General features: G+C 61.0%; 19 protein-coding genes and 2 pseudogenes. 5 read left to right on the top strand and 16 right to left on the bottom strand.

Going from position 1 to position 19865, the window contains the following annotated elements:
* Nucleotides 1–16: 16 nt before the first annotated feature.
* A complete protein-coding gene (locus P5705_RS16030) occupies nucleotides 17–379 on the top strand; it encodes a hypothetical protein (RefSeq protein WP_277461835.1) in 363 nt (120 codons plus the stop codon).
* 6 nt (nucleotides 380–385) lie between these two features.
* Here the strand turns inward: P5705_RS16030 and P5705_RS16025 are convergent, their stop codons facing one another.
* The 4 genes and pseudogenes from P5705_RS16025 to P5705_RS16005 form a co-directional block, all read right to left on the bottom strand.
* Nucleotides 386–853 carry a hypothetical protein gene (locus P5705_RS16025; RefSeq protein WP_277461834.1) on the bottom strand — a complete coding sequence of 156 codons (468 nt, stop codon included), beginning with the start codon at nucleotides 851–853 and terminating at the stop codon, nucleotides 386–388.
* Between the two features lie 270 nt (nucleotides 854–1123).
* Nucleotides 1124–1393 (bottom strand): annotated as a pseudogene (locus tag P5705_RS16020) (DUF3077 domain-containing protein).
* Between the two features lie 438 nt (nucleotides 1394–1831).
* Nucleotides 1832–2101 (bottom strand): DUF3077 domain-containing protein, encoded by a 270-nt coding sequence (locus P5705_RS16010; RefSeq protein WP_277461833.1) that lies wholly within the window; start codon nucleotides 2099–2101, stop codon nucleotides 1832–1834.
* Between the two features lie 614 nt (nucleotides 2102–2715).
* Nucleotides 2716–3834, bottom strand: coding sequence for a hypothetical protein (locus P5705_RS16005; protein WP_277461832.1), 1119 nt, complete (start codon nucleotides 3832–3834; stop codon nucleotides 2716–2718).
* A gap of 494 nt (nucleotides 3835–4328) precedes the next feature.
* Here P5705_RS16005 and P5705_RS16000 point away from each other — a divergent pair.
* Nucleotides 4329–4928, top strand: a pseudogene (locus P5705_RS16000) (transposase); the annotation flags it as partial.
* A gap of 73 nt (nucleotides 4929–5001) precedes the next feature.
* Here the strand turns inward: P5705_RS16000 and P5705_RS15995 are convergent.
* From P5705_RS15995 to gloB, 12 genes are all read right to left on the bottom strand, one after another.
* A complete protein-coding gene (locus P5705_RS15995) occupies nucleotides 5002–5271 on the bottom strand; it encodes a DUF3077 domain-containing protein (RefSeq protein WP_277461831.1) in 270 nt (89 codons plus the stop codon).
* 141 nt (nucleotides 5272–5412) lie between these two features.
* Nucleotides 5413–5634 carry a hypothetical protein gene (locus P5705_RS15990; RefSeq protein ID WP_277461852.1) on the bottom strand — a complete coding sequence of 74 codons (222 nt, stop codon included), beginning with the start codon at nucleotides 5632–5634 and terminating at the stop codon, nucleotides 5413–5415.
* Between the two features lie 333 nt (nucleotides 5635–5967).
* Nucleotides 5968–6237, bottom strand: coding sequence for a DUF3077 domain-containing protein (locus P5705_RS15985; protein ID WP_277461830.1), 270 nt, complete (start codon nucleotides 6235–6237; stop codon nucleotides 5968–5970).
* Between the two features lie 141 nt (nucleotides 6238–6378).
* Nucleotides 6379–6624, bottom strand: coding sequence for a hypothetical protein (locus P5705_RS15980; protein ID WP_102683700.1), 246 nt, complete (start codon nucleotides 6622–6624; stop codon nucleotides 6379–6381).
* A 346-nt stretch (nucleotides 6625–6970) separates the two neighbouring features.
* A complete protein-coding gene (locus tag P5705_RS15975) occupies nucleotides 6971–7609 on the bottom strand; it encodes a hypothetical protein (protein ID WP_277461829.1) in 639 nt (212 codons plus the stop codon).
* On the bottom strand, nucleotides 7609–9228 hold the full coding sequence (locus P5705_RS15970; protein ID WP_277461828.1) for an ABC transporter ATP-binding protein: 1620 nt from the start codon (nucleotides 9226–9228) through the stop codon (nucleotides 7609–7611). The genes P5705_RS15975 and P5705_RS15970 overlap by 1 nt, the downstream gene beginning before the upstream one ends.
* Nucleotide 9229: 1 nt before the next feature.
* Nucleotides 9230–10249 (bottom strand): ABC transporter permease, encoded by a 1020-nt coding sequence (locus tag P5705_RS15965; RefSeq protein ID WP_277461827.1) that lies wholly within the window; start codon nucleotides 10247–10249, stop codon nucleotides 9230–9232.
* Nucleotide 10250: 1 nt separating this feature from the next.
* Entirely contained in the window at nucleotides 10251–11324 is a 1074-nt protein-coding gene (locus tag P5705_RS15960) for a microcin C ABC transporter permease YejB (protein ID WP_011534684.1), read from the bottom strand.
* 1 nt (nucleotide 11325) lies between these two features.
* A complete protein-coding gene (locus P5705_RS15955) occupies nucleotides 11326–13158 on the bottom strand; it encodes an extracellular solute-binding protein (RefSeq protein WP_277461823.1) in 1833 nt (610 codons plus the stop codon).
* Nucleotides 13155–14987, bottom strand: a complete 1833-nt coding sequence (locus P5705_RS15950; RefSeq protein ID WP_277461822.1) for an extracellular solute-binding protein — start codon at nucleotides 14985–14987, stop codon at nucleotides 13155–13157. Before P5705_RS15950 ends, P5705_RS15955 begins: the two co-directional genes overlap by 4 nt.
* 236 nt (nucleotides 14988–15223) lie before the next feature.
* Entirely contained in the window at nucleotides 15224–16654 is a 1431-nt protein-coding gene (locus P5705_RS15945; RefSeq protein WP_277461821.1) for a lytic transglycosylase domain-containing protein, read from the bottom strand.
* A gap of 100 nt (nucleotides 16655–16754) precedes the next feature.
* Nucleotides 16755–17534: a hydroxyacylglutathione hydrolase gene (gloB, locus tag P5705_RS15940; RefSeq protein WP_277461820.1), complete on the bottom strand. Its 780-nt coding sequence runs from the start codon at nucleotides 17532–17534 to the stop codon at nucleotides 16755–16757.
* Between the two features lie 80 nt (nucleotides 17535–17614).
* Here gloB and P5705_RS15935 point away from each other — a divergent pair, with 80 nt between their 5' ends.
* The 3 genes from P5705_RS15935 (at nucleotide 17615) to dnaQ (ending at nucleotide 19764) form a co-directional block, all read left to right on the top strand.
* Entirely contained in the window at nucleotides 17615–18388 is a 774-nt protein-coding gene (locus P5705_RS15935; protein ID WP_213657543.1) for a class I SAM-dependent methyltransferase, read from the top strand.
* Between the two features lie 13 nt (nucleotides 18389–18401).
* Nucleotides 18402–18848: a ribonuclease HI gene (gene rnhA, locus P5705_RS15930; RefSeq protein ID WP_277461818.1), complete on the top strand. Its 447-nt coding sequence runs from the start codon at nucleotides 18402–18404 to the stop codon at nucleotides 18846–18848.
* A gap of 160 nt (nucleotides 18849–19008) precedes the next feature.
* Nucleotides 19009–19764 (top strand): DNA polymerase III subunit epsilon, encoded by a 756-nt coding sequence (gene dnaQ / locus P5705_RS15925; protein ID WP_277461817.1) that lies wholly within the window; start codon nucleotides 19009–19011, stop codon nucleotides 19762–19764.
* Nucleotides 19765–19865: the final 101 nt, after the last annotated feature.

The raw sequence follows: 19865 nt of genomic DNA, 5'->3' as shown, positions 1-19865 counted from the left end.
TGCACATTCGGCGCTGTTGATCGACGACAAGCTGGTGCTGGCCGTGGGCAACCAGGTTGCCTGCGTGTCGCTGATCCCTCCCCATGACCTGCTTTGGTCACGCAAGGTGGATCTGGCGACGTGTTTCGGTCTCTATTGGGCAGCGCAGCAGCGTGTATTGATTTCGCACGGCGAGCTGGAAATCACCTGCCTGTCCCCGGAGGGCGACGTCATCTGGAAAGCCATGGGTGCCGATATCTTCACCGGAGCTTTTCAACTGGCGCCTGACCATGTGGAAGTCGTGGATTTCTACGGCACCGTCTACTGTTTTGATGTCGCCACGGGGGAGGCTGCAACGCGTGGCGACCATGAAGTCGAGCCCTTTGTTGCGGCAGGGTGACTGTGGCTACTGCCCGACACATGCCTTGATCAGCCGACTGTGCTCACTTATCGCATGGTTGAAGTCGCTTAGTTTGAAGCTCACCGGTTTGCTGTCTGGATACCAGTGCATGGAAGCCCCCACTTCCAGCCCACCGGTGGCGCTGTGCCCGAACCGCCGCCAGTGCACGGTGTCGCCGTCGATCACCTGCTCGGTCATCAGCGCGAAGCAGTCAAAATTCATGTCGTCGCTGCATACCAGCAGCGGCACCAGGGTGGAGGTGCCATCCTCGGCGGGGATGATGCGGCGGTAGGCTAGGGCGTCCTCCTCCTCGTCCAGCAGCCACATCAGCGCCAGGCCATGGCGTTCGAGGTCGGGAAAGGCCAGGTGCTGGGCCAGCCACACTTCGATCGGCACATCATCGATGGCCAACCAGGCGCAAGTGCTGCGGGAAAAACAGGCTTTGTGGCAGATGGCGGTGAGGCGGTGGTGCATGGGGCTTCCCTGGCGTGGTGTAAAGCGGTCGTGATACAGGAAAAGCTTGCCGATGCCAATGTCATCGTCGAACGGCCCTGGCAGGCTCACGCCTGGGCTTGCTCGCGACTAGTACCCTTGTGGGAGCGGCCTTGCCGAGGCGTCGGACCGGTCGGAAAGGGCCGCAAAGCGGCCCCCCTGTTTCTGATGTGCTGCGAAGATTGCCGGGGCTGCTACGCAGCCCTTTCGCGGCACAAGGCCGCTCCTACAGGGCCCGCATGTACCTGGAGGTCAGTGCTTCATCCCCAACTCCGCATCATCCATCAGCGCCTTGGCCAGCGCGCTCAGGTAATACGACGCCCAGATCAGCTGAGGCTTGTCCTCCATGATGCCGGTGATGGTCAGGTCGCACACGCAGCCCATCAACTCAGAAGCCTGTTCCCGTGCGTGCTGGCAAGGGATACCGGGTTCGATGCAGAACAGCGGGTCGGTATGCTTTGCACCCTGCTAGAACTTGGTCTTGCCCACCGTGGTGTGGGGCGTGGTGTCGTCTGTGCTCATGGCTCAATCTCCCTGAAATCCTCGATGCCTGGCCGGGCCCATTCGCCGGCAACGCCGGCTCCTACAGGCGATTCGCGGCCCTCGTAGGAGCCGGCCTTGCCGGCGAACAGGGCCCGCCCAGGCAACTCACGACATACCGGCTTAATGCAACGTCCGAGGCTCCACCTGCGGCATCTGCACCTGGATCAACGCTGATTCGAGCAGCACCCGCAGCGCCTCCATTTCATGCATCGCGGCCATGACCAGAATCGACATGGGCGACTTGGGATGCAGCAGAACAGCCTGATGCGCCACGGTCTGCGCACAGAGGGCTTACTCCGTGGCCTGGGTTGTTTGGCAATAGCCTTGCAGCGGTCTCGAGATCGAGCGCCGCCCGCGCGGCGCTCGATCTCCCTGGCGCTGCAACCCTTTCGTCAAACACCTCGAAAGAACAACCCCTTAATGCTTCATCCCCAACTCCGCATCATCCATCAGTGCCTTGGCCAGCGCGCTCAGGTAATACGACGCCCAGATCAGCTGAGGTTTCTCCTCCATGATCCCGGTGATGGTCAGGTCGCACACGCAGCCCATCAACTCAGAAGCCTGTTCCCGTGCGTGCTGGCAAGGGATGCCGGGTTCGATGCAGAACAGCGGGTCGGTATGCTTTGCACCCTGGTAGAACTTGGTCTTGCCCACGGTGGTGTGGGGCGTGGTGTCGTCTGTGCTCATGGCTCAATCTCCCTGAAATCCTCGATGCCTGGCCGGGCCCATTCGCCGGCAACGCCGGCTCCTACAGGCGAATTGCGCCCCAGGTAGGAGCCGGCCTTGCCGGCGAACAGGGCCCGCCCAGGCAACTCACGACATACCGGCTTAATGCAACGTCCGAGGCTCCATCTGCGGCATCTGCACCTGAATCAACGCCGATTCGAGCAGCACCCGCAGCGCCTCCATTTCATGCATCGCGGCCATGGCCAGGGCCGCTACCGGACTGCTGTCAAACAGGTAAGTGGCAGCTATGCATAGACCGGCGGACACAAAACCGGCGCACGCAAGCGTGCCCCATCCACAGCCGCCATAGAGGGCAAGCAGTGCAGGTGTTGCGTCGCGGCCTGTCAAAGCCGATCGCTGTATTGCAGTAGAGCGCCGCCAGAGCGATCGCAACGGAAAAATAGCGGCAACAGTATCTTTGGGAAACGGCCTACGGGAAAGCGGTTAAGTTTGAAAAAACGGTGTCCGATGAGGCAAGTGGAAGTCAGGTTTCCAGAGAATTCGATTGATTTTCAAAGGTTTCATAAAAGACTCATGCTCAGAACAGGCTTGAAGAAATGTTGCCTGGTTTACTGCTATGCAGTAAAAGATTTTTCAAGCTTGAAGGCGAGCTGAACTCGACGGAGCGCCTCAAGCGTAATGTTGCTGGATTCGCTTTTGTTTGTGGCTAATGTAAGATGGCTTTCCTCTGGGCAGTACTTTTCAATTTGTATGTTAGATTCTGTCTCAATACGCTCGCACTCCAGTAACTGGAACTGTCTATCGCTTTCCTCGTCATCAATCAAGCCGTTGCTATATCTTTCAATTAGAGTGTCTCTTCTGGTTTCGATTTCTTTTAGTATTGATTCGAGTTGAGAGAGTTTTGATGGGGTGTCGCGATGTTCTGATATCCAGTCGCTATCGTTGTATAAATTGCTATTAATGTCTATTTCTCCCTTCAGTATCCCCTCCATTATGATGCTGGTCGTAATACCGCATCCTCGCTCTCCGTACTGTTTAAACTCTTTATAGTTGAATGTGTCTGTTGTCTTGCCTGGCAGGGCTTTTTCTGCGCTCGATAAAATGTTATTTTGCAAGTCGCTATAGTATTGCTTAAGATTTTGCAGGGAAGTGGTTTTGGCGCGACTAATAGTTTCGGTTATAATTAGCTGCCACAAATCTTTGCTGTCTGGTTTGGTTAAGATGCAGAGTCGCCAGTGTCCCTGTTCCACGACAGGAATTAATATTTTGGTTAGGTCTGGGTTGGTGTCTAATGCGGATTTGATGTCTAGTGATAGTTTTTCGAATCCAATTTTGTTCAATAATTTATTGCTTTCATTTAGCGGAGGGCGCGATTCGACAAAAGGCATGATGATGCTTTCGCCTCCACTATGTTTTGAACAAATGCGCTCCAGATGTGTCATCGCGATCTTGGGAAAGTCTTTGAAGCAGTTACCCATGTTCAGCAGGTGTCGAGCTTTATCGCTTTTGAAAGTTCTAGGTGTATCTCCAACTAAAACCTGTATGTCTTCGTTGCGACTCTTGTGTGATTTTGCGTTTATTACGATTTTCACGTCATCCTTTGATTCGTTGTTTTTATTGTAATGGAAGATTGTTGTTGTGTTGTTGTATTTGTTTTTGTCGTCATGGCTGGCTTCTGTTGATTGGTTGGATGAGTGGATTCTATTTTGTAGGGATAAACTTGATCTAATCATTTTCTGCTCCGGGTATGTTGTGTGATTTTTAGCAGGAATGCAATATGGGTGATAAGCCACAATGACGGGTGTTACCCATCGGGTCTATCAATATTAGGTGCTTTTTTTTTGCTCTGGCAAAAAGTCAGCGGCAAAATAGGTTGGTCTGTCGTGATCAGGAGGAATGTAGGTCGGTGGTGAAGTAGGTGGGTAATTAATAACCCACCTGCCGTAGCATTTTTCTATAGGGGCATCTTTGCAGTTCAGCGTCGCATTCCACCGTCGGCTGCGTAATTACTTGATTGGGTTGCTGTGATCTTGATGTAAGGTTTTCCGTTGAATGTATTCTGCGTGTTAGTTAATGCTAATTGATTTGAGCCCTGTCGAGTAGTAATTGGCGAATGGTCGACCTTCAGCGGACGGGGAGCTTGGAACGGGTGAGTAATCGAGGGTGTCAGAAATTGAGGGTGTCAGAAATTTTGTGTTCGGGCATAACATGAGTAAGAGGTGCATGTATGCCAACCAAAAAGAAATCTGCTCGCCAACCGCCACGAGAGCTTCCGAAGATCCCGAAATAGCTGCTTGACCAGCTCCCCCGACACGCTTATGTCCGCAGAAGCCATCGAAGAGGCATCTGCGGCGTTCCAGAAGGCGCTGATTGAACGAGCCCTGAATGCCGAGCTTGGCCATCACCTGGGCTATCCTCCGGGCGCGCAGCGCCCGGAGGATGAAACCAATCAGCGCAATAGCAAGAGCGGTAAGACCGTACTAACCGGTGATGGCCCGCTACGATTGGACATCCCGCGTGATCGGGATGGCAGTTTTTCGCCGATCTTGATTCCCAAGTATGAGCGCCGCTACACAGGTTTCGACGACAAGATCATTGCCATGTACGCCCGTGGAATGACCGTCAGAGAGATCCGTGCATTCCCTTCCGAACAGTATGGAACAGACGTTTCGCCAGACTTCATCAGTTCCGTGACAGACGAGGTCATGGAGGAAATCGATGCGTGGCAACAGCGACCTCTGGAGCCGAAGTATCCCGTCATGTTCTTTGATGCGCTGCGGGTCAAAATCCGCGAAGACGCTTGGTTCGTAACAAGGCGATCTACTTGGACACTGCGCGATGCAGCCCTTCAGGAGCAGGCTCGCCTGCGATGAGGCCAGCCCTCCCTACTTACATAGCCTTCAGTGCTTCATCCCCAACTCCGCATCATCCATCAGCGCCTTGGCCAGCGCGCTCAGGTAATACGACGCCCAGATCAGCTGAGGCTTGTCCTCCATGATCCCGGTGATGATCAGGTCGCACACGCAGCCCATCAACTCCGAAGCCTGTTCTCGTGCGTGCTGGCAAGGGATGCCGGGTTCGATGCAGAACAACGGGTCGGTATGCTTTGCACCCTGGTAGAACTTGGTCTTGCCCACAGTGGTGTGGGGCGTGGTGTCGTCTGTGCTCATGGCTCAATCTCCCTGAAATCTTCGGTGCCAGGCCTGGCCCATTCGCCGGCAACGCCGGCTCCTACAGGCAAATCGCGCCCCAGGTAGGAGCCGGCCTTGCCGGCGAACAGGGCCCGCCCAGGCAACTCATGACATACCGGCTTAATGCAACGTCCGAGGCTCCACCTGCGGCATCTGCACCTGAATCAACGCCGATTCGAGCAGCACCCGCAGCGCCTCCATTTCATGCATCGCGGCCATGACCAGAATCGACACGGGCGACTTGGGGTGCAGCAGAACAGCCTGATGCGCCACGGTCTGCGCGCAGAGGGCGTACTCGGTGGCTTGGATGATGGTGTCTTCGAGGGAGCGGTGTGTTGGCAGCTAGATGTTTGGCAATAGCTTTGCTGCGCCCATCAGATCGAGCGCCGCCCGCGCGGCGCATCGCGGATGAATCCGCTCCTACATCTGTTGCAACGTGCCGCACCTGTGAGGCCATGGTTGCCAGCCTTGGCGCATGGCTTGAGTCAGGCGGGGCGGCAGCAGCGCCAGCCGAAATACCGCGTCGTGCAAACAAGGCGTACAACCATGGCCTATCAGGCATGGCCACGTTGCAACAAATGTAGGAGCGGATTCATCCGCGATGCGCCGCGCGGGCGGCGCTCGATCTCCCAGGCGCTGCAACTCTTTCGTCAAACACCTCGAAAGAACAACCCCTTAATGCTTCATCCCCAACTCCGCATCGTCCATCAACGCCTTGGCCAGCGCGCTCAGGTAATACGACGCCCAGATCAGCTGAGGCTTGTCCTCCATGATCCCGGTGATGGTCAGGTCGCACACGCAGCCCATCAACTCCGAAGCCTGTTCCCGTGCGTGCTGGCAAGGGATGCCGGGTTCGATGCAGAACAGCGGGTCGGTGTGCTTTGCACCTTGGTAGAACTTGGTCTTGCCCACAGTGGTGTGGGGCGTGGTGTCGTCTGTGCTCATGGCTCAATCTCCCTGAAATCTTCGGTGCCAGGCCTGGCCCATTCGCCGGCAACGCCGGCTCCTACAGGCAAATCGCGCCCCAGGTAGGAGCCGGCCTTGCCGGCGAACAGGGCCCGCCCAGGCAACTCATGACATACCGGCTTAATGCAACGTCCGAGGCTCCACCTGCGGCATCTGCACCTGAATCAACGCCGACTCGAGCAGCACCCGCAGCGCCTCCATTTCATGCATCGCGGCCAGGACCAGAATCGACACGGGCGACTTGGGATGCAGCAGAACAGCCTGATGCGCCACGGTCTGCGCGCAGAGGGCGTATTCGGTGGCCTGGATGATGGTGTCTTCGAGGGAGTGGTGGTTGTGGGGTGGATCGGGGACGATCTTTAACATGTTGAGCTCCTATATCCCTAAAGGAGCCACCACCGGCCCGCTGTCAAACAGAAGGGTGGCAGCTGTACGTGGGTTGACAGACCGGCGGACATAGGAAGTTCCGGCGCACGCAAGCGTGCCCGCACGTACAGCTACCATTGAAGGTGCTGCATATCCTAGTACCATCGCGGCCTGTCAAAGCCGATCGCTGGTTTCAGCGACTTGCCGAGACTAGGCGGATGCCAGTGCGGCCGCAACGAAAAAAAGGCGTTGAGAGGATATTTGGGAAATGGACTACAAGGAAGAGGGTAAGTCTGATTTATGTTGTTTTTACGTAGATTTGCAGTCTATCTGAGCTTTGTATTGTTCAAGTAAAAATATTCAGCTTTGCCAAGAGTTTGCAAAGGTTGGTTGGAAGTATTGCGCCTCCATCGAAACCACCGTTATTTTTTCCTAGTCCGGCGTTTACGAATGTAAGTAAGAGGGATTCATCCATTTTTACTGATTCTTGAATTGTTGCTTTGGAAAATGGTGCTAGCTTGTCAAAATCGAATGATGGGAGCCGCTCGAGGGCAAACAGGATGCGTCGAAGCTCTTCAAATGAAATCTCATCTTTCGCAAAAGCTCCAAATGCTTTGGCGGCAATTTCCGGTTTTTTTGCGCTTTCCATTCTGTCCAGAATTTCAATGATGACGGAGCCAGCTTTCCCTGCGAATTTGTCATCATCATTAAGTTTGTCTGTCATTGCTATCCGTTCCTTGGTTGAAAGCTCGGATAGCTGATTGATAAATCTAATTATTTTTGAAGTAAGTAGGGAGTCTCTTATCGTGCCCGCAAAGCTGAACAAGCCGACAACGGTGTTCACAACCGGGATGTCTCGAAGGATACCCGACTCAAGTGCGGAGTCTAACCCGATTTCTGCATAGTCTTTGCCTATGCTTTTCAAAGAGTCCGATCGTATGGTGTCGACGATGGTTGAGCCACGTGCGGTGTCTTTCTTGCTCATCATGCCCCCTTGGCGGTCGCATTCACTCCCAAAAACGCCGCCTCCAACAACTGCCTCGTATACCCATGCTTCGGCTCATGAAAAATAGCCCCAGCATCCCCCTGTTCCACCACCTGCCCATGCTTGATCACCATCAATTGATGACTCAACGCCTTGACCACTGCCAGGTCATGACTAATGAACAGGTAGGTGAGGTTGTACTTAACCTGCAAATTCCGCAAAAGCTCAACCACCTGCCGCTGCACCGTCCGATCCAGCGCCGAGGTCGGCTCATCCAGCAATATCAGCGCCGGCTTCAACACCAACGCCCGGGCAATGGCGATGCGCTGCCGCTGGCCACCGGAAAACTCATGCGGGTAGCGATGGCGGGTGCGTGGATCCAGCCCCACTTCCTCCAACGCCGCAATAATCGCCGCTTCCTGCTCAGCCGGCGTGCCGATCTTGTGAATCCGTAACCCCTCGCCAACGATATCCGCCACGCACATACGCGGGCTCAGGCTGCCAAAGGGATCCTGAAACACCACCTGCATCTCCCGCCGCAGCGGCCGCACGGCCTTCTGGTTCAGCCCTTCAAGATCCTGCCCATGGAAGCGAATGCCACCCTGGCTGGAAATCAACCGCAAGATCGCCAGCCCCAAGGTGGACTTGCCCGACCCGCTCTCGCCAACGATGCCGAGCGTCTGCCCCTGAGGCAGGCTGAAGTTCACCCCATCCACCGCCTTCACATGGTCCACGGTCCGGCGCAGCAGCCCCTTCTTGATCGGGAACCACACCTTCAGATCTTTGACCTCCAGCAACGGCGCACCTTCGGCGTTCGCAGCGGGCGCGCCGCTGGGTTCGGCATTGATCAGCATCTGCGTATACGGATGCTGCGGCTTGCTGAACAGCGTGGCGCAGTCGGCCTGCTCGACGATCTTGCCGCACTGCATCACGCACACGCGGTGGGCGATGCGGCGCACCAGGTTGAGGTCGTGGCTGATCAGCAGCAGGGCCATGCCGAGACGTGCTTGAAGCTCCTTGAGCAGGTCGAGAATCTTCAACTGCACGGTCACGTCGAGCGCCGTGGTGGGCTCGTCGGCGATCAGCAGTTCGGGCTCGTTGGCCAGGGCCATGGCGATCATCACCCGCTGGCGCTGGCCACCGGACAGCTCGTGGGGCAGGGCTTTCAGGCGCTTGTGTGGCTCGGGAATGCCGACCAGCTCCAGCAGCTCCAGTGTGCGTGCGGTGGCTTCCTTTCCGGTCAGGCCCTTGTGCAGCAACAGGATCTCGTTGATCTGCTTCTCGATGCTGTGCAGCGGGTTCAGCGAGGTCATCGGCTCCTGGAAGATCATCGCAATGCGATTGCCGCGAATCCGCTGCATGGGCTTTTCGCCCAGGTGCAGCAGGTCCTTGCCGCCGTACTGGATGCTGCCGCTGGGATGCCGCGCCAGCGGGTAGGGCAGCAGGCGCAAAATCGAGTGGGCGGTTACCGACTTGCCCGAGCCGCTTTCGCCGACCAGGGCCAGGGTCTCGCCCTTGCGGATGTCGAAGCTGATGCCGTCGACCACGCGGTTGACTTGCTCGCCAGTGACGAACTCCACCGCCAGGTCGCGGACTTCGATCAGGGTGTCTTGGCTCATGTCATTTCCTCGGGTCGAAGGCGTCGCGGGCGGACTCGCCGATGAATACCAGCAGGCTCAACATCACCGCCAGCACGGCGAACGCGCTGATGCCCAGCCACGGGGCTTGCAGGTTGGACTTGCCCTGGGCGACCAGCTCGCCCAGCGAAGGGGACCCGGCGGGCAGGCCGAAGCCGAGGAAGTCCAGGGCAGTGAGGGTGCCGATGGCGCCGGTGAGGATGAACGGCATGAAGGTCATGGTCGAGATCATGGCGTTGGGCAGGATATGGCGGAACATGATCGGGCCGTTGCGCATGCCCAGCGCGCGGGCGGCGCGCACGTATTCGAGGTTGCGCCCGCGCAGGAACTCGGCGCGCACCACGTCCACCAGGCTCATCCACGAGAACAGCAGCATGATGCCCAGCAACCACCAGAAGTTGGGCTGCACGAAGCTGGCGAGGATGATCAGCAGGTACAGCACCGGCAGGCCGGACCAGATCTCCAAAAAGCGCTGGCCGGCCAGGTCCACCCAGCCGCCGTAGAAGCCCTGCAAGGCGCCGGCGATCACGCCGACGATGGAGCTGGCGATGGTCAGCGTGAGGGCGAACAGCACCGAGATGCGGAAACCGTAGATCACCCGGGCCAGCACATCGCGGCCCTGGTCGTCGGTGCCCAGCAGGTTGTCGGTGGAGGGCGGCGCGGGGGCGGGCACCTTCAGGTCGTAGTTGATGCTCTGGTAGCTGTAGGGGATCGGCGCCCACAGCACGAAGGCGTCTTTCTTCTCCAGCAACTCGCGGATGTACGGGCTCTTGTAGTTGGCCTCCAGCGGGAACTCGCCGCCGAACGTTGTCTCGGGGTAGCGCTTGAACGCAGGGAAGTACCACTCGCCGTCGTAGCGCACGACAATCGGCTTGTCGTTGGCGATGAACTCGGCGCCCAGGCTCAGCACAAACAGCACCAGGAAGATCCACAGCGACCACCAGCCACGGCGGTTGGCCTTGAAGCGCTCGAAGCGCCGGCGATTGAGGGGGGACAGGGCCATGTCAGTGCTCCCGGCTGGCGAAGTCGATGCGTGGATCGACCAGGGTGTAGGTGAGGTCGCCGATCAGCTTCACCACCAAACCGAGCAGGGTGAAGATGAACAAGGTGCCGAACACCACCGGGTAGTCGCGGTTGATCGCCGCTTCGAAACTCATCAGGCCCAGGCCGTCGAGGCTGAAGATCACCTCGATCAGTAGCGAGCCGGTGAAGAAGATGCCGATGAACGCCGAGGGGAAGCCGGCGATCACCAGCAGCATGGCGTTGCGGAACACGTGGCCGTACAGCACCCGCGAACGGCTCAGGCCCTTGGCCTTGGCGGTGACCACGTATTGCTTGTTGATCTCGTCGAGGAAGCTGTTCTTGGTCAGCAGGGTCATGGTGGCGAAGTTGCCGATCACCAGCGCGGTGATCGGCAGCACCAGGTGCCAGAAGTAGTCGAGCACCTTGCCGGTGGTGGAGAGCTCATCGAAGTTGTTGGAGGTGAGCCCGCGCAGCGGGAACCAGTCGAAGTAGCTGCCGCCGGCGAACAGCACGATCAGCAGGATGGCGAACAGGAACGCGGGGATGGCGTAGCCGACGATGATCGCCGAGCTGGTCCATACGTCGAAATGGCTGCCGTGGCGCACGGCCTTGGCGATCCCCAGGGGGATCGACACCAGGTACATGATCAGCGTGCTCCACAGCCCGAGCGAAATGGACACGGGCATCTTCTCGGCGATCAGGTCGATGACCTTGGCGTCGCGGAAGAAGCTGTTGCCGAAGTCCAGCTGGGCGTAGTTCTTGACCATGATCCACAGCCGCTCGGGCGCCGACTTGTCGAAGCCGTACATGCGCTCGATCTCGGCGATCAGCGCTGGGTCCAGGCCTTGCGCGCCCCGGTAGTTGGAGCCCGCCACCGACACTTCGGCGCCGCCACCGGCAATGCGGCTGGTGGCGCCGTCGAAGCCTTCGAGCTTGGCGATCATCTGCTCGACCGGGCCGCCGGGGGCGGCCTGGACGATGATGAAGTTGATGATGAGGATGCCGAACAGGGTCGGGATGATCAGCAGCAGGCGCCGCAGGATATAGGCCAGCATGTCAGTTGGCCTCTTCCACGGCGGGGGCTGCGGTCACGGCGGGCGTCACGTTGGGCTTGATCCACCAGGTGTCGATGCCGATGTCGTACTTGGGCGACTTGTCCGGGTGGCCGATATGGTTCCAGTAGGCCACGCGGGAGGTCTTGATGTGCCAGTTGGGGATCACGTAGTAGCCCCACAGCAGCACCCGGTCCAGGGCGCGGCAGTGCTCGACCAGGCTCTGGCGCGAGTCGGCGTTGATCAGCTCTTCCACCAGTTGGTCGATGGCAGGGTCGCGCAGGCCGATGAAGTTGCGGCTGCCGGGGTTGTCGGCGGCGGCGCTGTTCCAGTACTCGCGCTGCTCGTTGCCGGGCGAGTTCGATTGCGAGAAGCCGCCGACGATCATGTCGTAGTCCCGCGAGCGCAGGCGGGTGATGTACTGCGACACGTCCACGCGGCGGATCTCGAGGTTGATGCCCAGGTCCGCGAGGTTGCGCTTGAACGGCAGCAGCACCCGTTCGAACTGGGTCTGGGCCAGCAGGAACTCGATGGTCAGCGGCTTGCCGTCCTTGTCGACCATCTTGTCGTCGACGATCTTCCAGCCGGCTTCCTGCAGCAGTTTGTAGGCTTGGCGCTGCTGGTCGCGGATCATGCCGCTGCCGTCGGTGACGGGGTTGTGGAAGGCGTCGTTGAACACCGCGTCGGGCACCTTGCCGCGCAGCGGTTCGAGGATCTTCAGTTCGGCGGGCGTGGGCAGGCCGCTGGCGGCCATCTCGGAGTTTTCGAAGTAGCTGCCGGTGCGGGTGTAGGCGCCGTTGAACAGTTGCTTGTTGGTCCACTCGAAGTCCATCAGCAGGCTGATGGCGTGGCGCACGCGGGCGTCCTGGAACATGGGTTTGCGCAGGTTGAAGATGAAGCCCTGCATGCCCACCGGGTTGCCGTTGGGGATCTCTTCCTTGATCAGCCGGCCGTCGCGCACGGCGGGCACGTCGTAGGCGGTGGCCCAGTTCTTCGCGCTGACTTCCAGGGCGTAGTCGAACTGGCCGGCCTTGAGCGCTTCGAGGGCGACGGTGTTGTCGCGGTACGAGTCGAAGGTCATCACGTCGAAGTTGTAGAAGCCGCGGTTGATCGGCAGGTCCTTGGCCCAGTAGTCCTTCACGCGCTCGTAGCGGATCGAGCGGCCGGCCTTCACCTCGGCGACCTTGTACGGGCCGCTGCCCAGCGGGATCTCAAGGTTGCCGCGGTTGAAGTCGCGGTTTGCATACCAGTGCTTGGGCAGCACCGGCAGTTGGCCGAGGATCAGCGGCAGCTCGCGGTTGTTGGTGTGCTTGAACTTGAACAGCACCTTGAGCGGGTCTTCGGCGACCACTTCGGCGACGTCGGCGTAGTACTGGCGGTACAGCGGCGCGCCGTCCTTGATCAGGGCGTTGAAGGTGAACACCACGTCTTCGGCGCGCATCGGGTGGCCGTCGTGGAAACGCGCTTCGGGGCGCAGGTAGAAGCGCACCCAGCTGTTGTCGGGGGCCTTTTCGATCTTGCCGGCCACCAGGCCGTACTCGGTGAAGGGCTCGTCGAGGCTCTGGCGCATCAGGGTGTCGTAGATGCTGCCGACGTTGTCGGCGGGCACGCCCTTGTTGATGAACGGGTTGAGGCTGTCGAAGCCGCCGAAGCTGGACTGGCGGAAGGTGCCGCCCTTGGGCGCGTCGGGGTTGACGAAGTCGAAGTGCTGGAAGTTGGCCGGGTATTTCGGCGCTTCGCCGTACAGCGTCAGGGCGTGTTGCGGGGCGGCCACGGCCGGGAGCGTGAGGCAGGCCAGCAGCAGGCTGGCGGCCAGGCGGCGCAGGGTGGGCGTCATTTGGCTTTCTCCGAAGTCTTCTTGATCCACCAGCTGTTCAGCCCGAGGGTGTAGGGCGGCGTGGTGACGAAGGCGAACCGGTTGCGGTAGGCCAGGCGGTGATTGTCGAGGTACCAGTTGGGGATCATGTAGTACTGCCATGAGAGCACGCGGTCCAGGGCGCGGGCGGCGGCGATCTGGTCATCGCGGCTGCGGGCGGCGAGCAGGGTGTCGAGCAGGTGGTCGACCACCGGGTCCTTCACGCCAGCATAGTTCTTGCTGCCTTTGGTGGCGGCTTGGCTGGAGTGGAAATACAACCATTGCTCGAGGCCGGGGCTCAGGGTCTGGTTCAGGGTCATCAGGATCATGTCGAAGTCGAACTGGTCGAGCCGTTGTTTGTACTGGGCGCGGTCGACGGTGCGCAAGCGCGCATCGATGCCGATGCTGGCCAGATTTTCGACATAAGGTTGCAGGATGCGTTCGAGGTTGGGGTTCACCAGCAGCAGCTCCATACGGAACTGCTGGCCTTTGCTGTCTACCAGGCGCTGGCCGTTGAGCTTCCAGCCGGCCTGGGCGAACAGGCCGAGGGCCTGGCGCAGGGCCGGGCGGCTGATGCCACTGCCGTCGGTGTGGCTGACCTGGTAAGGCTGGGTGAACAGCTTCTCCGGCAGCTGGTCGCGGAACGGCTTGAGCAGCAGCCATTCCTTGCCGGTGGGCAGGCCGCTGGCGGTGAATTCGCTGTTGGGGTAGTAGCTGGTGGCGCGCCGGTACGCACCGTTGAACAGGGCGCGGTTGGTCCACTCGAAGTCGAGCATCAGGCCCAGCGCCTGGCGTACCCGCGGGTCGCTGAAGGCGGCGCGGCGGCTGTTCATGAACAGGCCTTGGGTTTGCGTGGGGATCTGGTGCGGGATCTGCGCCTTGATCACCTCGCCCCGGCGCACGGCAGGGAAGTGGTAGCCGTTGGCCCAGTTCTTGGCCTGGTGTTCGATGTAGATGTCGAACTCGCCGGCCTTGAAGGCTTCGAAGGCCACGGTGGCATCGCGGTAGAACTCGTATTCGACGCGGTTGAAGTTGTATTTGCCGCGGTTCACGGCCAGGTCCTTGCCCCAGTAGTCCTTCACCCGCTCGAACACCAGGCTGCGGCCGGGTTGCACCTCGGTGATGCGGTAGGGGCCGCTGCCCAGTGGCGGTTCGAAGGTGGTGGCCTTGAAGTCGCGCTTTGCCCAGTAGTGCTTGGGCAGCACCGGCATCTCGCCCAGGCGCAGGATCAGCAGTGGGTTGCCGGCGCGCTTGAACACGAAGCGGATGCGCAGGGGCCCGAGGATATCGACGCGGGCCACTTCCTGCAGGTTGGTGCGGTAGATCGGGTGGCCGTCCTTGAGCAGGGTGCGGTAGCTGAAGGCGACGTCGGCCGAGGTGATCGGCGTGCCGTCGTGGAAGCGTGCCTCGGGGCGCAGGTTGAACACCACCCAGCTGCGGTCCTCGCTGTACTCGACGGAGCGGGCGATCAGGCCGTAGCTGGAGGTGGGTTCGTCGCCGGAGGGGTCGTACATGCCGGTGCCGACCATCAGCGTCTCGTTCAGCTCGCTGATGCCGTACTGCAGGAAGTTGGGCGTGGTGACCGGGCTCGAACCCTTGAAGGTGTAGGGGTTGAGCGTGTCGAAGGTGCCGAATGCCATGGCCCGCAAGGTGCCGCCTTTGGGGGCTTGCGGGTTGACCCAGTCGAAGTGGGTGAAGGTGGCCGGGTACTTGAGCGTGCCGAACTGCGCGTATCCGTGGCTTTCGCTCACCATCGCGACGGCGGGGAAGCTCAAGGCCAGGCTGAGGGACAGCAGGAGGGGACGTATCACGTCGGCATCCGATCCAGAGGGCGTTGGGCTTGGTCGGGGTACAGTAACAGCTTGTCTGGAATGGAAAAAGGGTGCGAGCTGGTCAGATGGAGGTCGTAGAAATTGGGGCTGCTTCGCAGCCCTTTCGCGGCACAAGGCCGCTCCTACAGAGTCCGCGCAAACCGTCCTGATGGCGCAATCCCTGTAGGAGCGGCCTTGTGCCGCGAAAGGGGCGCAAAGCGCCCCCCGGACTCACATCAATGCGACAGGTAGACGGTCAGGGTCTGGCCTGGCTTGAGGGCGTGCCCACTGCGCGGGTTCCAGCGCTTGAGGTGCTTCATTTCGACATTGAAACGTTTGGCGACCAGATAGTACGAATCGCCCTGGCGCACCTTGTACTGGGTGGCGCGCTGCTTCGAATCGGCGCTGCGGTTGGCCGATGGGCTGGGGGCATTGCCGCCACGCAGGGCCAGCACCTGGCCGACCTTCACGCCCTTGCCGGACAGGCGGTTCCAGCGCTGGATATCCTTGACCGCCACGCGGTTGGCCTTGGCGATGCTGCCCAGGTTGTCGCCACGCTTGACCCGGTAGCTGCGCGAAGCCGGTGCCTTGTTCTCAGCCAGCGCGGCCTGGAACACGGCCTTGTTCGGTTGCAGGCTGACCAGCTCCTCGGGCTTGAGGTTGGACATGCGGTCGGTCAGCAGTTGCGCCTTGGCGGTGGGCACCAGCAGTTGCTGCGGGCCATCCACGGTCATGCGCTTCTTGAAGGCGGGGTTGAGCTGGATCAGCTCGTCTTCGTCGATGTCGGCGAAGGCTGCCACGCGGGACAGGTCGAGGCGGTCGTTGATGGCGACGGCTTCGAAGTAGGGCTCGTTGGCGATCGGGTTGAGGTTGACGCCGTAGGCGTCCGGTGTGCTGACCACCTGCGACAGGGCCAGCAGCTTGGGCACGTAGTCGCGGGTTTCCTGCGGCAGCGGCAGGTTCCAGTAGTCGGTGGGCAGGCCCAGGCGCTCGTTGCGCTCGATGGCGCGGCTGACGGTGCCTTCGCCGGCGTTGTACGCGGCCAGGGCCAGCAGCCAGTCGCCGTTGAACATGTCGTGCAGGCGGTTCAGGTAGTCCAGCGCGGCGTTCGTGGACGCGGTGATGTCGCGGCGGCCGTCGTAGAAGTTCGTCTGGCGCAGGTTGAAGTGGCGCCCGGTGGACGGGATGAACTGCCACATGCCGGCGGCATGGGCGCGCGAGTATGCCATCGGGTTGTAGGCGCTCTCGATGGCCGGCAGCAGCGCGAGTTCCAGCGGCATGTCGCGTTCTTCGAGGCGCTCGACGATGTAGTGCAGGTAGAGGCTGCCGCGTTCGCCGGCGTTCTCGAGGAACGACGGGTTGCTGGCGAACCACAGGCGCTGCTGCTCGATGCGTGGGTTGACGTCGATGCCGTCCTGCAGGGCGAAGCCCTGGCGCATGCGTTCCCAGACGTCCTGGGGTGGGGCCTGCTCCTTCGGTTTGACCACCAGCGGCGCGGGTTTGTGCTTGATCCGCGCCTGGTAGTTGTGCGCGCGAACGCTGTCTGCTTCGTCGAGCTGACGGGTGCTCTGGCAGCCGACCAGGGTGGCGGCCAGCGCCAGTGCACTGATCTGGGCCAGTCGCGTCAAAGCGACCGAATGAGAGGTTCTGCGGCTACGGGAAGACATCGGCTGGGACGGGTATCCGGGCAAAAAAGTTCGGCGATTCTAAAAACCGGCCCCGGCCTGGTCAACCTTTGCGCTTATGGCGCGATATATCTTGAGGTTATCAAAAGACATCTTTCCAAGACCTCAAGGCAGCAAAAACAGAGGCTTGGGTGGGGTTGGAATGCCCCTTCCATTCGTCTGCTTTTTGTTTAACGGATGTTTCAGCTGTGCGAAGAAATGGATTCGTCAGGCGCTCGATACCGATGGTCGACGGCAGGCTGATGCGGTTGTCGGCACGCAGTCGGGTGACCGCTTCGAAGCGTTGATGCACGGGTTCGCTGTGCGGTTCCACGGCCTTGGCGAAGCGCAGGTTGCTCAGGGTGTACTCGTGGGCGCAGTACACCTGGGTCTGCTCGGGCAGGGCGGCCAGGCGCTGCAGCGACTGGTGCATCTGCTCCGGGGTGCCCTCGAACAGGCGCCCGCAGCCGGCGGCGAACAGGGTGTCGCCACTGAACAGTAGCGGCGTGGGCGATTGCGCAGTGTAATAGGCGATGTGCCCGAGGGTGTGGCCGGGCATGGCCAGGACTTCGAAGGCCAGGCCCAGCACGTGCGCCTGGGCACCGTCGTCGAGGGCGACATCGCGTGCCGGGATGCGCTCGTTGGCCGGGCCGAATACCTGGGCGCCGGTGGCTTGCTTCAGCGCCTCGACGCCACCGACGTGGTCGTGGTGATGGTGGGTGACGAGAATCGCTTCCAGCACCCAGCCGGGATGCTCGCCCAGCCAGGCGAGCACCGGGGCGGCGTCGCCAGGGTCGACCACCGCGCAGCGGCGATTGGCAGTATCCTGTAACAACCAGATGTAGTTGTCGGAGAAAGCGGGTAGGGCGTCGATCTGTATCATGGTGCGGATTCGCCAAGCCTGGACATTGAGGGCATCTTAGCCGCGATGGCGCGGCCGGAGAACCTTCGAGGGAGAACGCAATGACCGACCAAGCCTTCGCCCAGGCCGACCCCGACTGGGTCGAACTGATCAGCCTGGCCCGCGACTGGTTCGAGGGCCCTCTTGGGCAGTTGATGCTCAAGGAAGAGGAAAAGTTGCTCGAAGAAGAGCTGCGGCGTTTCTTCGGCGGTTACCTCGTGCACTACGGCCCTTGCGCCGAACCCCCGCCCAGCGCACCGCAGGTGCAGCGCAACGTACGCCTGGGGGCGCCGCTGCCGGGGGTGGAGATCGTCTGCGAGGAGCAGGCCTGGCCGCTCTCGGAGCACGCCGCCGACGTGGTGGTGCTGCAACATGGCCTGGACTTCAGCCTTTCACCCCACGGGCTGCTGCGCGAGGCAGCCAGCGCGGTGCGTCCTGGCGGCCACCTGCTGATCGTCGGGATCAACCCCTGGAGTGGCTGGGGCATTCGCCACCTCTTCAGCCATGGTGCCTTGCGCAAGGCCCGGTGCATCTCGCCGTCGCGGGTTGGCGACTGGCTCAACCTGCTGGGCTTCGCGCTGGAGAAACGCCGTTTCGGGTGTTATCGTCCGCCGCTTGCCTCGCCCGCCTGGCAGCAGCGCCTGGCCGGTTGGGAACGGGTGGCCGGGGGTTGGCAGAGCGCCGGTGGCGGTGTCTACCTGCTGGTGGCGCGCAAGATGGTGGTCGGCCTGCGGCCCCTGCGCCTGGAGCGCCGCGAGCCCATGGGCAAGCTGCTGCCGCTGCCGCTGGCCAAGGTCAACCGCACGGCCAGCAACCCCGATACTGACAAGCACTGAACATGAGTGGTACATGAGCGATAGCGTCGAGATCTACACCGATGGTGCCTGCAAGGGCAACCCTGGCCCGGGCGGCTGGGGTGTGCTGATGGTTTTCAAGGGCGTCGAGAAGGAGTTGTGGGGCGGCGAGCGCGAGACCACCAACAACCGCATGGAGCTGATGGCCGCGATCGAAGGCCTGAAAGCGCTCAAGCGCGAGTGCGAAGTGGTGCTGACCACCGACTCGCAGTACGTGATGAAGGGCATCAACGAGTGGATGGTCAACTGGAAGAAGCGTGGCTGGAAGACCGCTGCGAAGGAGCCCGTGAAGAACGCCGACCTGTGGATGGCCCTCGATGAGCAGGTCAACCGGCACAAGGTGACCTGGAAGTGGGTGCGTGGGCATATCGGCCACCCGGGCAACGAGCGGGCCGACCAGTTGGCCAATCGTGGGGTCGACGAGGTTCGGGGCCAGCGTTGATTCATTGGGGCTGCTGCGCAGCCCATCGCGGCTGAAGCCGCTCCTACCCGGATCCGCGCGGTCTCTGTAGGAGCGGCTTCAGCCGCGATGGGCCGCAAAGCGGCCCCGATTCCGCTATACTCCCGCCCCGAATTCAAGCAGCGCAAGTTGGAGTCACCCCGTGGAGCAGCAGCAAGATCAACGGCTGATCATTCTCGATACCGAAACCACCGGTATGCCGGTGGGCGATGGCCACCGCATCATCGAGATCGGTTGCGTCGAGGTCATGGGCCGGCGCCTGACCGGGCGGCACTTCCACGTCTACCTGCAACCGGACCGCGAGAGCGACGAGGGCGCCATCGGCGTCCACGGCATCACCGACGCCTTCCTGGTCGGCAAGCCGCGCTTCGGTGATGTGGCTCAGGAGTTCTTCGAGTTCATCGAAGGTGCCACCCTGGTCATCCACAACGCGGCGTTCGACGTTGGCTTCATCAACAACGAGTTCGCCCTGCTGGGTCAGCACGACCGCGCCGACATCTCGCAGCACTGCAGCATCCTCGACACCCTGATGATGGCGCGCTCGCGCCACCCGGGGCAGCGCAACAGCCTCGACGCGTTGTGCAAACGCTACGGTATCGACAACTCCGGCCGTGACCTGCACGGCGCATTGCTCGACTCGGAACTGCTGGCCGACGTCTACCTGGCGATGACCGGGGGGCAGACCAGCCTGTCGCTGGCGGGTGATGGCGCGCAGAGCGAGGACGGGCAGGGTGGCACGGGCAGTGAGATCCGTCGGATCACGGGGCGTGCGGCCGGGCGGGTGATCATGGCCAATGAGGAAGAGCTGGACGCTCACGCCGAGCGCTTGGCGGCCATCGCCAAGTCGGCGGGTGGGCCGGCGATGTGGCAGGTGTTGACCGAGCCGGCCGCCAGTTGATTTGACGGCAGTACCGGCCCTTTCGCCGGCAAAGCCGGCTCCTACAGGGGCCATGCACCACCTGTAGGAGCCGGCTTTGCCGGCGAAAGGGCCCGCTCAGG

It is taken from the genome of Pseudomonas entomophila, assembly GCF_029478665.1.
GTDB classification, from domain to species: Bacteria; Pseudomonadota; Gammaproteobacteria; order Pseudomonadales; family Pseudomonadaceae; genus Aquipseudomonas; species Aquipseudomonas entomophila_F.
Note: the sequence above shows the minus strand (reverse complement) of the source record. Positions and strands in the feature narration are given on the sequence as shown.